Raw genomic sequence first — 14,062 nt, 5'->3', positions numbered from 1 at the left:
ACTCCAGGGTGGGCGACACCAAACCCGCGATACGCGGCACGGCACCCGGCGCCGGAACCGACCGGCGTGGGGCGGTAGTCGCCGCGCTCATGCTCGCGATGGCGCTGGCCGCCCTCGATTCCACCATCGTCTCCACGGCCGTACCGCAGATCGTCGGCGATCTCGGCGGCTTCTCCGTCTTCTCCTGGCTCTTCTCCGGCTATCTGCTCGCCGTGACGGTGACCCTGCCGGTGTACGGCAAGCTGTCCGACACGTTCGGACGTAAGCCGGTGCTGGTGGCGGGGGCGGCGCTGTTCCTGGTGGGGTCGTTGCTGTGTGCCGTCGCCTGGAACATGGGGGCGCTGATCGCGTTCCGCGTGGTGCAGGGTCTGGGCGGCGGAGCCCTGCAAGGGACGGTGCAAACCCTGGCCGCCGACCTCTACCCGCTCAAGGAAAGACCGAAGATCCAGGCCAGGCTGTCCACGGTGTGGGCGGTGTCGGCGGTCGCGGGGCCCGGGGTGGGCGGGGTGCTGGCCGCGTATGCCGACTGGCGGTGGATCTTCCTCGTCAACCTGCCCATCGGGGCGGTGGCGTTGTGGCTGATCGTCCGGTACCTGCATGAGCCGGACCGGGATACGACGGGTGCACGCGCGCGTGTCGACTGGGCGGGGGCGGTGGCCGTGTTCGCATGCGGGGGCGTACTGCTGACGGCGCTGGTGCAGGGCGGGGTGGCCTGGCCCTGGCTGTCCTGGCCGTCGATCGCCTTGCTGGGTACCGGACTTGGGCTGGTCGCGGTCGTGGTGGCCGTCGAGCGGCGCGCGGCCGAGCCGATCATCCCGGGGTGGGTGTGGCGGCGGCGGACCATCGCGGCGGTGAACCTGGCGCTGGGTGCGCTGGGGCTGCTGATGGTGGCGCCGACGGTGTTCCTGCCGACGTACGCGCAGTCGGTGCTGGGGCTGGCGCCGGTGGCCGCCGGATTCGTGCTGTCGGTCTGGACGTTGACCTGGCCGGTGTCGGCGGCGCTCAGTCAGCACGTGTACCGGAGGATCGGCTTCCGCAACACGGCGATGCTCGGGATCGGTACGGCGTCACTGATCCTGCTGGCGTTTCCGTTCCTGCCGTATCCCGGGGAGGCGTGGCAGCCGACGTTGCTGATGCTGTTGCTGGGGGCGGCGCTGGGGTTGTTCCAGTTGCCGTTGATCGTCGGGGTGCAGTCGACGGTGGGCTGGTCGGAGCGGGGTACGACCACGGCGTCGGTGCTGTTCTGTCGGCAGACCGGGCAAACGGTCGGGGCGGCGCTGTTCGGTGCCGTGGCGAACGGCGTGCTGGCCTCGCGGCTGGGCGGCGCCGGCGACCTGGACTCGGTGACGCGGGCGCTGGATTCGGGAGCGGCGCCGGAAGCCACGCGGCACGCCATCGCGGACGCCGTGCACGCCGTGTACCTGGGAGCGTCCTGCGCGGCGGCGCTGGCGTTCCTGGTGCTGCTGTTCCTGGCGCCACGGAAATTTCCGGTGATCGGCGAGTGAGACGTCCGTAGGCTGACGGCATGGTGCGGGTGGAGCGGCTGCGGGCCGATCATGCGGATGCGTTGCTGGCCTTCGAGCGGGAGAACCGGGAGTACTTCGCGCGGGCGGTGCCGGACCGGGGGGACGCGTACTTCGAACTCGCCGGGTTCGCCGCGCGACATCGGGCTCTGCTGGCCGAACAGGACGCCGGGGACTGCCACTTCCATGTCGTCATGGACGACGAGGGGTGCCTTGTCGGGCGCGTGAATCTGGTCGACGCGGCGGACGGGTGCGCCGAGTTGGGGTACCGGGTCGGTGAGCGAGCTGCCGGTAAGGGCGTCGCCACGGCGGCGGTTGCGGAGCTGTGCCGGGTGGCTGGAGCGGCGTACGGGCTGACTTCGCTGGTCGCCGTGACGACTCTGGACAACCTGGGCTCCCGGACCGTCCTCGAACGCAACGCCTTCGCCGTCGTCGGAGACGTCGAGGTCGACGGCCGGCCCGGGGTCCGCTATCGGCGCGAGCATCTCGGGCACTGACAGGGCGGGAAGCGGCCTGCCAGGTCGAAGGGGGTGTCCTTGCGGGACGGTTGGTACGTCACTCTGGGTCCCCAGGTTCGGCCGCTGTCGCGGGAGACGCGGAGGGTGAGGGAGGGGCCGGGTAGGCCCTCGTACGGGTTTTTGTCCTGGTCCTGGTCTTCCACGCGGACGCCTTTCACTTTCTGTGCTGTTGCATGCACAGAGTGACGTCACCGTGGGTACGCTCGGAAGGTGGCTCAGCGTGACAACGAGGTCGGCACGGAGGGGAGTTGGGCGGGGTGGCTATCGAGGACAATCCGCGGACGCGGGAAGAGTACGGGGAGGAGCTCAAGCGGAGGCGAGAGGCCGCGGGACTCACACAGGAGGCGTTGAGCCAGCGTGCGGTGATGTCACGCACGCACATCGCCCATATCGAGGCGGGGCGGCGAAGGCCGGATGTGCGTGATGCGCAACGGCTGGATCAGGTGCTGGAAGCGGGTGGCTTCTTCGTGCGCTTTCTGCCGACCCTGGACGGCAGGAAGGTGGCCGAGCACTTCGCAGATGCGCTGGAGTTCGAGGGCAAGGCCACCGAGATCCGCGAGTACGCCCCCAAGTTGGTGCCCGGCATCCTGCAGACGCCTGCGTACGCGCGCGTGGTACTCAGTTCCGGCGCCTCGCCCAAGAGCGCAGAGGAACTCGACCGACTCCTCACCACGCGACTCGAACGTGCCCGCATCCTCGACAACTTCGACTCCCCGAGGGTGTGGACGCTGTTCGACGAGGCGGTGCTGCGTCGCGCCATCGGTGACGCGGCCGTGATGTGCGGGCAGCTCCGGCACATCGTGGCCTTGGGCGAGAGCAACCGAATCCGCGTGCACGTGCTGCCCTTCTCGGCCGGATATCACGCCCTCATGGAGGGCTTCGTCTCGTTGATGTGGTTCGAGGACCTCCCGCCCATCGCCTATGTGGAAGGCTTGAAGTCGGGCCGGGTCTGGGAACTCCCGTCCGTGGTCCGCGAATGCCAGGTGGCCTACGATCACGCGTTGGGCGACGCGCTGTCGCACCAGGAGTCCCTGGCGCTGTTCAGGTCGGTCGCGGAGGAGTACGAGCATGAAGCGCAACGCACCCACAATTCCTGACGCCTCAGTGCTGACCTCGTGGCGCAAGTCCAGCTACAGCGGCGGCAGCAGCGGCGACTGCCTCGAAGTCGCCGACTGGCGCAAGTCCAGTCACAGCGGCGACAGCGGGGGCGACTGCCTCGAAGTGAACGACGCGGCCCGCCCGTTGGTCCCCGTCCGCGACAGCAAGAACCCCACCGGCCCGGCGATCGTCTTCTCGGCGTCGGCCTGGTCCGCGTTCCTCGGCGAGGTCCGTTAACGGTCCTCGAAGGCGTTGCGCAGGTCGTCGAAGAGGCTGGGGTCACAGGGGCTGAGCCGGTTTTCCCCCAGCGCCACTTCCACGATGTGCCTGGCGATGCTCCCCGCCAGGCGCCGGTAGTCGCGGGGCTTGTTCTCGTACAGGCTCATCAGCCCATCCCGGGGGTAACCGCTGCCGCCGCCGTACCAGGTCCGGTACGGCACGCCCCGTACGGCTCGAGGCAACTGCGCGCGGGGTACGGGCGCCCAGACCACCGGCACCATCGCCAAGCGGCCTTCCTCCGTCTGTCTGCGGCTGAAGGCGTCCCACTCCATGCCGCACCGCTGACTGCTGAAGTAGTCCGGGGAGTAGAGAGGCACGAATACCTGAGCGCCGGCCAGCGCGTCCTTCATCCGCTCTTGCCAGTCTTCGTCTCCGTGCATGCCTTCGGAGAAGTCGGCGGGCATGACAGGGCCCTGGACCAGTTCCTGGAGCTCCCTGAGCAGGTCGCCGAAGAACTCGAGTTCCAGGGGGTCATCAACGGGTGCGCGGGCGTAGCTCAGATAGATCAGCGGCGCCCGCCTCATCTCCTCCCTCATCTCACGGAACATGGCGACGCGTTCGCTGTGCCCCGACACCAGATCCTCGATGAGCTCATGCGTGACGTCGATCCGAGTCGTGCCGTCGTCGACCACCCGCGCGACCATGGAGCGCAGTCGCCCCTCCGCATCGATCAGTGCCGTGCCCGGGGGAGGCACGACCACCTCGGAGCCGGCAGGGCTGAGCCGGACTCCGGGGACCTTCGCGCCCCGCTCGGGCCACGTGTGCCACACCGCGACGGCCGGGTCGTCGTCGCGGTAGGCGAGGGGCGCCGCCGTCAGGTCGTCCCCATCGACGTGCAGTACGCCCACGGTCGGCCCGGTGCCGCCTCGCATCGTGTGGTCGGTTACACGTAGGTCCTTACCGCCCAGTCGATGAACGTGCAGTACGTCTCGACTCGGCTTGACGGCGGTGGTGAGCACGACGCCGGGCCGCACGGCGACTCCCGTGCCGAGGAACTCGCCACCCCGGGTGATCCAGACGAACGACCGCAGGAACCTGTTGACTCCCGGGCTGCTCGCCAACTCCTCCTGGACATGGCGGGCGACCGGCACACCACCCGCCGTGAGCGACGACACGAGGCGGGTCAGAGTGAGCGGATGCGTCCCCACGACGTCGATGAGATCGGCCAGTTCCGCGCTCCGGTCCCACAGGTCCCCACGATGGGAGTCGAGCGCCTCCCGGAGGTACTCCAGGGCCGCCTCACGCCGGAGCTCACTCAGCGTCACCGTCTCGTGAGGCCACAGCCATTCCGTCCCCTCGCGAAGCGTCACCAGCAAGCTCCCGTAGCGCTCCGGCGGCCGCCACAGCGTGGTCGGGGCTCCCGTACGACGAATGTCGAGCGTGAACGACTCCGGGTTGACGTCGTCGTAGATCAGCAGCCAGCCGGGGTGAGCTCGTAGGTAGTCGTGGAGACCGTCCAGGAGCGAGCTGGGGAAGACACCGCCCGGGGGTCGGGAAATCCCCAGGTCGTGTGCGAGATCGACGAGGTCTTCCATCAGCGCCTCGCGGCTGTGTGCGCGGATCCACCGAACCATGGTGAACTGCGGGGCCAATGCCTCAGCGCAGACCGCGGCGACTGTGGTCTTGCCCACCCCGCGGGCCCCTTCGATCACGCACGTCGCCGTGTGCAAGATCGGATAGCGCTTGGCCTCCTCGGGCATACCCCGGGTCAACACGTTCATGACGTCTGCCCCGGCCTCTAGCCGCAAACCGTAGAACCACGGTCGCAGGGGGATCTGGCTCGGCACCCTCGCCCCGCCCAGGACCACCTCCGCCTCACGGCCGGCCCCGGCCACTTCCACGTCCCGCGCCCGCCGCCGCGAGAACGGCCACACCCCGCGCCGCCGCTTCTCCCCCTCCCCCTCCTCCGGCACGGGTTCAGTCGGCGCAACCGTCCGCCTCAGCCGCTCCGCCACCTCCGCGTAGTCCCCGCCGGCCCCGCTGATGACCGCCACGGCCACCTCCGCGAACGCCCGGCTCTCCGCGGGCAGCTCGCGCCCGCCCGGCCCGCCGTCCGCCCCCGCCACCAGTGCCGGGAAGTCGGTCACCCCGCCCAGCGTGGCCGCCACCCGATCGCTCACGCCGTCCATCACCTGACGCAGCACACGCCTCGACTCCGTACGCGTCAGCCGGTCCAGCAACGCCTCCCGCACGCCGTCTCGGAAGTCGTACAGCACGCTGTCCGGGTCCTCGCCGGGCTCGGCCGGGGTGCGGCGGACGAGGAGGCCGGACAGGAAGATCTCGGCGAGGTGCATGGGCGTGGAGGCGGGCAGCATGGTCCGCTGGATCAGGCGCATCACGGGCAGGCTGAGGGGCGCCGCGGCCAGCAGGCGCAGCAGGCGGAACGACTCGGGCAGGTAGCCCTCCTCGAAGCGTTCGATCAGGGTCGCGGGGTGGGTCGGCTCGTCGGCCTCGGTGCCCCGGCCGGGGCGGTCCGCACCGGTGAGCGGTACGGCCTCCAGCGGCGTCCAGTCCGTGGTGGCACCCGACACGAGCCGGGCCCACGGCGCCAGCCAGTCGCCGGAGACCTCCAGCACCGGCAGCCAGCGGATCCTCGTCCGGCCCGCCGCACCCGCCCGGCCGCGCGCGATGCCCGGCAACGGGCCCGAGGAGCGCACCTCGATCGTGGCGCGGGTCGCTTCCGTACCGCGCGCCCGGACAGGTGCCGTACGCAGCGCCGTACGGTGCCACAGTCGGCTGGGCAGCACCTGGAGCGCGGCGACGGGGCGCCGCCGGGACCAGCCGGCCAGGGCGGCCGGGAGTTCGTCGCCGTACCAGGACGGACCCACCCCGTCGGTGAGGACCAGGACCGCCCGGCGTCCGGTCGGGTCGGTCAGCGCCTGCCGCCAGCGCCGGGTGGCCCCCGCGCCTCCCGTGCCCCGCGCGACCCGGCGGAACGGGGCCAGCGTCGGTTCCGGCCCGTCCGTGTGCAGCGCCCACGCGCGCACGTCGGCGAAGGCTCCGTGGCGGGCGAGCAGGGTGCGCAGTTCGTCGGCGAGGCGGTGCCAGACCGTCATCGTCGTCCCTGTGTCGATCAACAGGTCGACGGAGAAACGGCGTTCGGGGGCGGGGCACAGCACGGGGAAGAACAGTCCCGTGTCGCCGGAGGCCGCCGCCGTGGCGTCGACGTCCAGCGCGCGGGCGTACGGGGAGGGCACCGTCTGGCGCAGGGGGCGTAAGGCCCGGGCCACGGAGAGGGGCTGGGCGAGTGCCCGTGGCTGCGCGACGCGGACGGTGTGGGCGCCGCCGGGGCGGGGCGGGGTTGTGCCCCCGCCGTTGGTCCCGCCGTCGGGGAGGTGGAGGCGGGCCGACGGGTTGCCGGGGTGCGGAGTGGGGCGGTCGGCCGGCGGTACGGGCGGCTCGGGATCCGTGGGCACCGGGGCGGGCCTCGGATCCGTACCGTTGCCGCCGAGCTGCCGTGGGTCGACGGGCTCGAGCCCGCTCAGCCGGGCGATCCACAGCACGTCGAGGGCGTCGCCCGCGTCCGGCGCGCCGCCCCCGGCGTCCAGCAGGCGGGCGAGCTCCTCGCGCAGGATGTCACCGCCATCCTGCCCCTGTGCCTGCCCCGACCCTTGTGCCCCTTCGGCCCCCGGCACGGCCCGCTCAGCCCCGGTCCAGTGGCCGCAGCAGATCGTCGCCGAGCAGCGCCCGCCCCGTCTCGTCGTCCCCGAGCCCCCGCTCCGCCATGAGCAGCGCGTTGAGCAGCTGGTCGTTGGCGAGCGCGCCAGTCTCCCGCTGCCGGGCGAGGAACTGGGCGATGATCCCGGCCCGCAGCTCGGCGGATCCGTTCCCGGCCGGCGGCGGCCCGAGGTGCGCGGCGACCATGCCCGCGAGCCGCTCCTTGTCCGCCGGCCCGATCTCCAGCCGTACACAACGACGCAGGAACGCCATCGGGAACTCCCGCTCCTCGTTGCTGGTCAGCACCACGAACGGGAACTCCGCACAGGCCACCTCACCCCCGCTGACGCCGACCTTCCTACGGTCGGCGGTCATCACGTCCTGCCTGCCCCCGCCCAGCCGGGCCAGTTCGGGGATGACGAACTCGCCCTCCTCGAAGACGTTCAGCAGATCGTTGGGGAAGTCCATGTCGCTCTTGTCGATCTCGTCGATGAGCAGGACCCGGGGGCGGCGCCAGGGCAGCAACGCCGTCCCCAGGGGCCCCAGCCACATGTACTCGCCGATCGCCGGGGGTTCGGGCGCCTCAGCGTCACGGTTCGGGAGCGTGCCCGCGTTGCGCAGCCCGGCGTCGTAGAGACGGCCCACCGCGTCGTACTCGTACAGGCCGTCCTTGAGCGTCGTACGGCTGGTGATGTTCCAGCGCAGCACCGGCCCCAGTTTCAGCTCGTGCGCGACGGCGTAGGCGAGCGTGGACTTCCCGGTACCGGGCTTGCCGGTGAGCAGCAGGGGGCGGCGCAGGTGCAGGGCGAGGTTGACGAGGTGCTTCTCGCGCTCGCCCGCCTGGTAGGCGATGCCCTGGCCCTCCCGGCCGAGGTGACGGTGGGCGGCGTCGTCGTCCGGGGCCTGAGGCGGCTCCAGGAGCTGTGCGCCGCCGTGCCGGAAGGCCCGCCACGGAGGGGCGTCGGGCAGGTCGTCGATACCGTCGTGCGGGGTGCCGGTGCCCTCGTAGACCCACCAGTCCGGCTTCGTGGTCATGCTGCTCCTTCGCCGGCCACGCGGGTGCCGGTCATCTGCTGGTCCTGGCTGGTGAAGACGCATGTCGGATCGTCCCAGAGCAGGGAGATCTGGTTGTGCACGCTCCGCGGGTCCCGCCGCCCCTGCCGACGCGCCTCGTGCACGGTGTGCGGCAGGTCGGCCAGCCGGTCGGGCTTGTGGCAGTCACGCAGTACGTCCACCAGAGGACCGGGGTCGCCCTCGTCGCGCCGCCACACCATGACGGGAATGCCGTCCAGGAGCAGCGCGTCGCGTACGGCGTCCCGGAGCAGGTCGAGGTCGTGGTCGTACGGCGTGCCCAGGCCCAGACAGGCGAGGTCGGGGTGCGCACGAAGCCAGTCCCCGACGTCCGCGGGATGGGTCAGCCGCAGGGACGGGTACCTGCTGCCCGGGCAGCTCCACGGCTTCCCAGCGGCACCCGGCTGCTCCGCCGACGCGTCCGGGCCCATCCAGCCGATGCGTTCCAGCGCGTCACCGGGCGGGCAGCCGTGGTCCAGCGCCGCCCAGCGGCGCAGCCACGGGTCGTGGACCGTCTTGTCCTTGTACCGGGTCAGGGACCGCACGACGACCTGGCAGGTGTGGCTGAGCTCCACGTCGGCCGGACCGCTCGGCCATGCCTCGGCGGGGTGGTTGAGCAGCGAGTGCGGCAGCAGGAATTCCACCCTCTTGGTCACCCCCCAGCCCGACTCCGCCCAGTCCTGCCAGGCGGCGAGGAAGCCGTGCCGGTCCAGTTCCCGGCCGGTGAACAGGCCGGGCAGGGCCTTCGAGCCCCGGAACGCGGGCTCGTCGTCGCCGACACGCTCGTAGCAGTAGCCCCGCAGGGAGTACTGGCGCCGGGTGTACGGCAGGTCACTGGGAGCGCCCTCCTCCTCGACCCGCACCTGGACGATGACCTGGCGTTCGGTGCGCGTCGTCGGGGCCGGGGCCGGGGCGGCTGCCGGATCCTGGACGGAGGCGAGCAGGCTGGTGAGCTCCGGTGTCGTGGCCTCCTCCGCCAACAGGCCCAGGAAGTACCGCAGTTCGCTGCTCGCGGTGTCGGAGGCGCCGGGGGTGCCAGGGGTGGTGCTGGGGGTCGTCCGGGCGTCGTAGAGCTGGAAGAGGACGTGCGGGAGGGAGCCGGGCTCCAGCGGGCGGCGGGCGAGCCGACGCTCGGGAAGGTAGCGCCGCATGGCCTGCTGCCCGAACCCCTGCGGCTGTCTTCGCAGTTCCCCGATGAGGCCCATCATGAAGTCGGCGGGCAACGGTCCACTCGGCGCGGTCTGCACCGTGACCGCGAGGTTGAACCAGTCGGCGCCGACATCGTCCGGCTCGAGGGCCAGCAGCGCGCCCTGCAACGCCTCCAGCGTGCCGGTGCGCCGGGCGGTGCCGACGACGGCACGCAGATGGTCACGGGCGACGCGGTGCTCGGCGACGGCGAGGCGGAGCTGAGGGCCGGCCTGCTGGAGCAGGTCGTGACGGCCGTCGAGCCGCTGCAGCCGCGGGATGTCGGCGAGGATCGCGACGAGCGGCTCGTCGACGTCCTGCGTCGGGTCCTGGTCCTGTGCTTGTGCTTGGTCCTGTGCCGTGTCCGGCTCGGACCGGCGTACGGACAGTGTGCGGAGCAGACGGCGGAGCACTCACTCCTCCCCGAGCACGAGTCCACCGGCGACGAGCAGGGCCCGCACCCGCTCGGTCCCGATGTCGTCGGGCGCGATGTCCTCCAGGGCGAGGTACATCGCCTTCAGCGCCACGTCAGGGGTCAGCCTGGTCCGTCCGATACGGCGGACCAGATCGCGCAGATGCGTCCGGGCGTCGGAGTCCTCACGCACCTCGAACGGGCCGCCGAGGCCCAGGATCTCGCCCATCTCGGCGAGGAGTTCGTGCCGGGAGTCGAGTCTGCGCAGCGCCGGGACACCCATGAGGGCGTCGACCAGGGCCCGCTGCTCGGGCAGGCGGAAGGACGGAGGCGGAGGCTGCTGGGTCGGCAGTGGAGGCTGCGCCCCCGGCTCCAGCTCCGGCATCGTCGCGTACGGCCGGCCGGTCAGCAGCCGCAGCAGCGGGTCCGCACTGTCGGCGGTGAAGTCCTCGAGGGAGTAGTAGGTGTGGGTACTGCCCCCCAGCCACAAGGGCAGGTCGGCAGGGGATTCACCCGGCAGGACAACAGGGATGACCTTGTCCAGAGCGGCATCGGGATTCTCGTAGACGATGTTCCGCAGCAGCCGGGCCTCCCACTGCACGCCCGCGCCCTCACCGGGCGCCGCGTCGCCCTCCGCCCGCCGCTTGTACGCCGGTGAGGCGACGACGATCACGTGCCGGCTGTCCCGGATGCCGCGCAGCATCCACACAGCCCAGTCCTGGCGGCGTTCCGCGGCGGGCAGATCCATGTCGGCATCGATCCCTGACGAGCGCAGGAACTGCCGGAACTCCCTGACCTTGTCGACATGCTTCTCGTCGTCGTGCGCGTACGAGATGAACACCCGCTGCCGCGACGGCACCTGCCCCATGCGTCTCCCCCTTGCCTGCCGCACACCACATCGAGTGGATACATGATGGCTCAACGACGCGTGTGGGGAGAGGGTTTGACGAGGAGTCACCACCCGGGGAGGGAGTGGTGCGGGGCCGCCCCGATGTGCGCGCTCAAAATCCGAGTTAACGCGGGTAACACCTGAGGTCAGACACGGTACGGCGTAGTAAGCGCATACCGACCGCTCAGTTTGGAGAAAGGGCCGCGCACATCCGGTCGGCCGAGTAGCGTGCGTGACTCCGCTCGCCCACCCCCCAACTCCCTGCGGTCCGCGCCACCCTCGCGGACCCGAGCCACGCAAGGAGCAACGGGATGTCCTACGACCCGTACGCGTCGCCCTCGCCGCCGCCCCCCTCGCTGTCCTCACCGTCGTACGCCACCTATCCCTGGCAGCCGCCTGCCCCGCCCGAACCGGCCGTACCACCGAGAAGACGGGTCCCGGACCACCCGCCCCTCGGCCACCACAGCGATCTGCGGATCCTGCGCAGCGCCTACCGCTGGCAGCGGCGTGTGGCCACCCTCACCGCGCTCGGCTACTTCCTCCTCTTCCTGATCCTGTCCGCCTTCGCCCCCGGCTTCATGACGAGCACGGTCACCGACGGCCTGCCCGCCGGTCTGCTCCTCACCCTGCTCCAACTGCCCGTCACCTGGCTGGCGATCGCACTGTACGAGCACACCGCCCGCCGTTACGTCGACCCGCTCGCGGACCGCATCCGCAAGCAGGCCGCGGTGGACGCCAAACGGGAGGCGGGGCGATGACGGACCTCACAGGCGGCGCGCAGACGATGTCCCTGGTGGCGTTCTCCGCCGTCACCACGATCACGCTGCTGCTGTGCGTGATGACGGGCCCGGACCAGGACGACCTCGACGAGTTCTACACCGGCTACAGCTCCCTGTCCCCCATGCGCAACGGCCTGGCGATCGCGGGCGACTACATCAGCGCCGCGACCGTGCTGGGGACGGGCGGCGTGATCGCGCTGTTCGGCTACGACGGGATCGTGCTGGCGCTGAGTACGGCGCTGTCTCTGATGCTGCTGATGTTCCTGTTGGCCGAACCCCTGCGGAACGCGGGCCGGTTCACGATGGGGGACGCGTTCGCCCGTCGTATGCCGGGGCGTTCGGTGCGTATCACGGCGTGCCTGGTGACCCTCGCGGCGCTGCTGCCGCTGATACTGGTGCAACTCGCGGGCACGGGGCAGCTGGTGGCGTTCCTGCTGGGCTTCTCCGGTGACTCACTGAAGACGGGGTGCATCGTCGGGCTGGGCGCGCTGATGATCAGCTACGCGGCGATCGGCGGGATGAAGGGCACGGCTCTCATCCAGATGCTGAAGATGGTGATGCTGCTCGGGTCGGGTGCCGTGATCGCCGTCCTGGTGCTGCGGCGGTTCGACTGGGATCCCGGGGCGCTGTTCTCGGCGGCGGCTGAACAGAGCGGGGTCGGACCGGCGTTCCTGCGGTCGGGGCTGCAGTTCGCGGGCGGCCCGCATCCCCGCCTCGACATGATCAGCTCCCAGCTGGCGGTGGTCCTGGGCGGCGCGTGTCTGCCGCACGTCACGATGCGCATGTACACGGCGTCCAGCGCGCGTCAGGTACGGCGCTCGATGTCGTGGGCGGTGTCGAGCGTGGTGCTGTTCGTGCTGGTGATCACGGTGGTCGGCTTCGGTGCGACGGCCCTGATCGGGCGGGCGGCGATCACCCAGGCCGATCCGCAGGGCAACACGGCATACCTGCTCGGTTCGCGGGCGGCGTTCGGCCCGGACGTCTCAACGGCGGAGACCCTCCTCTTCACCACCGTCACCACGGCCATCTTCCTCACTCTGCTCGCCTCGGTGGCCGGCATGATCCTCGCCTGCGCCAACTCCCTGGCCCACGACGTCTTCGCGGGCCGGGGACGGCCGATGACGGGCCGCCGCGAAATGACGCTGGCACGGCTGTCGTCGCTGGCGGTCGGTGTCCCGGCGATCCTCCTGGCCTGTCTGGTCCAACACCGCAGCCTGCAACCGCTGGTGACCCTGTCCTTCTGCCTGGCCGCCTCCGCCATCGCGCCCGCCCTCGTCTACAGCCTCTTCTGGCGCCGGTACACGCGGCTGGGGCTGCTGTGCACGCTGATCGGCGGCACGGTGGTCGTGCTGTTGCTGATGCCGGGGACGAACCTGGTCTCCGGTTCCCCGGGCTCCGCTTTTCCCGAGGCCGACTTCAACTGGTTCCCGTTCACCACGACGGGGCTGGTGTCGATCCCGGCGGGCTTCGCCTTCGGGTGGCTGGGGACGGTGGCGTCGGGGCGACGGACGGCTGAGGAGCAGCGGCGGCAGTATGAGGCTGTGGAGGGGTGGATACTGGCGGGGGTGGTGCGGAGGAGTGGGTGAGAGGGTACGGGGGGGCGGTCAGGACCGGATGCGGGGGCTCAGGCTGTTGTCGTCTGGCACCCCGCCGGCGCCGGGCCGCGCGACCACCCCTGTGCACTGACCGCCCCGCACGCTCAACGCCGGTCACCGGCAACCGGCCTCGCTCACACCGCCGGGCACCAGCTGACGCCGTCACTCACTCCGCCACCCGCCCGGTCAACGCCGTCAAACTGTTCCGTACGTAATCCATATGGGCCTGCATGTCGTCCCACGCCTCCCCATGCTCACGAAGCACCCGCTCGGTCTCCCTCGCAGTCCGCTCCTCCCGAGCCCGCGCCTCCGCAACCACCTCCCCCGCCCGCTCCCGCGCCTCCTCCTGCCACTGCCGTCCCGAAACCTCCGCCTCTGCCAGCGCCTGCTGCGCCTCCGACAACGCCGCCTCGGCCCGCGCCGCCCGCTCCGCCTCCCACGCCCCCAACGCGGCCACCCGCTCCGCCTCCTCGCGCTCGACCTCGGCCCACTGCTCGGCATGCTCCTTGGCCTGCTCGGCGAGCGTCACGGAGGCGCGCTGCCGTACCTCACGCAACGCCGCGAGCGCCTCCCCGCGCCCCTCTTTCACTTCACGCCGCGCGGCGATACGGATCTCGTCGGCCTCGGCGCGCGCCGTGAGCAACCGCTGGCGGGCGCGTTCATCGGCCTCGGCGCGTACGGCGTCGGCGTGTGCCTGTGCCGCGTCGCGCACGCCGTCCGCACACGCCTGCGCCTCTTCCGCGAGGCGTTGCGCCTCCTGCCGGGCGCCCTCGCGCACGGCCGTGGCCTCCTCCTGCCCCAGCTCGAAGATCCGGCGCGCACGCTCCCCGAGCGTCTCGTACGTCTGCGGCGCGAGCCCCGCCACCACCTCCCGCAACCGCACCAGCTCCGCCTCCATCTCCCTGGCGAGCACGGTGAGCCGGGCGGCGCGTTCCCACGCGGCGTCGCGGTCCCGGGAGAGGGCGTCGGCGTAGACGTCGACCTGTTCGGGCCGGTAGCCACGCCCCCGTACGGCCACGAAGCCGTGCGGCGTGACCGGTGCGCTGCTCATCCTGG

11 protein-coding genes are annotated in these 14,062 nt (G+C 71.3%); 6 read left to right on the top strand and 5 right to left on the bottom strand.

Annotation, left to right across the window (positions count from 1 at the left end; genetic code table 11):
• The first annotated feature begins 8 nt into the window (after positions 1-8).
• The 4 genes from AQJ91_RS22330 (at position 9) to AQJ91_RS22315 (ending at position 3,376) form a co-directional block, all read left to right on the top strand.
• Positions 9-1,505, top strand: a complete 1,497-nt coding sequence (locus AQJ91_RS22330; protein ID WP_067024570.1) for an MFS transporter — start codon at positions 9-11, stop codon at positions 1,503-1,505.
• 20 nt (positions 1,506-1,525) lie between these two features.
• On the top strand, positions 1,526-2,020 hold the full coding sequence (locus AQJ91_RS22325; protein WP_067024568.1) for a GNAT family N-acetyltransferase: 495 nt from the start codon (positions 1,526-1,528) through the stop codon (positions 2,018-2,020).
• Positions 2,021-2,298: 278 nt separating this feature from the next.
• Complete coding sequence (locus AQJ91_RS22320) at positions 2,299-3,138, top strand: helix-turn-helix domain-containing protein (protein WP_067024864.1); 840 nt, start codon at positions 2,299-2,301, stop codon at positions 3,136-3,138.
• On the top strand, positions 3,110-3,376 hold the full coding sequence (locus tag AQJ91_RS22315) for a DUF397 domain-containing protein (protein ID WP_067024566.1): 267 nt from the start codon (positions 3,110-3,112) through the stop codon (positions 3,374-3,376). Before AQJ91_RS22320 ends, AQJ91_RS22315 begins: the two co-directional genes overlap by 29 nt.
• Here AQJ91_RS22315 and AQJ91_RS57405 read toward each other — a convergent pair.
• Genes AQJ91_RS57405 through AQJ91_RS22295 form a run of 4 tightly spaced genes read right to left on the bottom strand, consistent with a single transcriptional unit; the run spans position 3,373 to position 10,611 of the window.
• A complete protein-coding gene (locus AQJ91_RS57405; RefSeq protein ID WP_067024564.1) occupies positions 3,373-7,053 on the bottom strand; it encodes an SAV_2336 N-terminal domain-related protein in 3,681 nt (1,226 codons plus the stop codon). The two genes, AQJ91_RS22315 and AQJ91_RS57405, sit on opposite strands and share 4 nt — an antisense overlap.
• A 7-nt stretch (positions 7,054-7,060) precedes the next feature.
• Complete coding sequence (locus tag AQJ91_RS22305) at positions 7,061-8,110, bottom strand: AAA family ATPase (RefSeq protein ID WP_067024562.1); 1,050 nt, start codon at positions 8,108-8,110, stop codon at positions 7,061-7,063.
• Positions 8,107-9,744 (bottom strand): VMAP-C domain-containing protein, encoded by a 1,638-nt coding sequence (locus AQJ91_RS22300; RefSeq protein ID WP_067024560.1) that lies wholly within the window; start codon positions 9,742-9,744, stop codon positions 8,107-8,109. Before AQJ91_RS22300 ends, AQJ91_RS22305 begins: the two co-directional genes overlap by 4 nt.
• A complete protein-coding gene (locus AQJ91_RS22295; protein ID WP_067024558.1) occupies positions 9,745-10,611 on the bottom strand; it encodes a TIR domain-containing protein in 867 nt (288 codons plus the stop codon).
• 332 nt (positions 10,612-10,943) lie between these two features.
• Between AQJ91_RS22295 and AQJ91_RS22290 the strand changes: the two genes are divergently transcribed.
• Both AQJ91_RS22290 and AQJ91_RS22285 read left to right on the top strand, forming a co-directional pair.
• A complete protein-coding gene (locus AQJ91_RS22290) occupies positions 10,944-11,390 on the top strand; it encodes a DUF485 domain-containing protein (protein WP_067024556.1) in 447 nt (148 codons plus the stop codon).
• Complete coding sequence (locus tag AQJ91_RS22285) at positions 11,387-12,997, top strand: sodium/solute symporter (protein WP_067024553.1); 1,611 nt, start codon at positions 11,387-11,389, stop codon at positions 12,995-12,997. The genes AQJ91_RS22290 and AQJ91_RS22285 overlap by 4 nt, the downstream gene beginning before the upstream one ends.
• Before the next feature lie 175 nt (positions 12,998-13,172).
• Here AQJ91_RS22285 and AQJ91_RS22280 read toward each other — a convergent pair whose 3' ends face one another.
• Positions 13,173-14,057: a coiled-coil domain-containing protein gene (locus AQJ91_RS22280; RefSeq protein WP_067024551.1), complete on the bottom strand. Its 885-nt coding sequence runs from the start codon at positions 14,055-14,057 to the stop codon at positions 13,173-13,175.
• Positions 14,058-14,062: the final 5 nt, after the last annotated feature.

It is taken from the genome of Streptomyces dysideae (assembly GCF_001514305.1).
Lineage (GTDB): Bacteria > Actinomycetota > Actinomycetes > Streptomycetales > Streptomycetaceae > Streptomyces > Streptomyces dysideae.
Note: the sequence above shows the minus strand (reverse complement) of the source record. Positions and strands in the feature narration are given on the sequence as shown.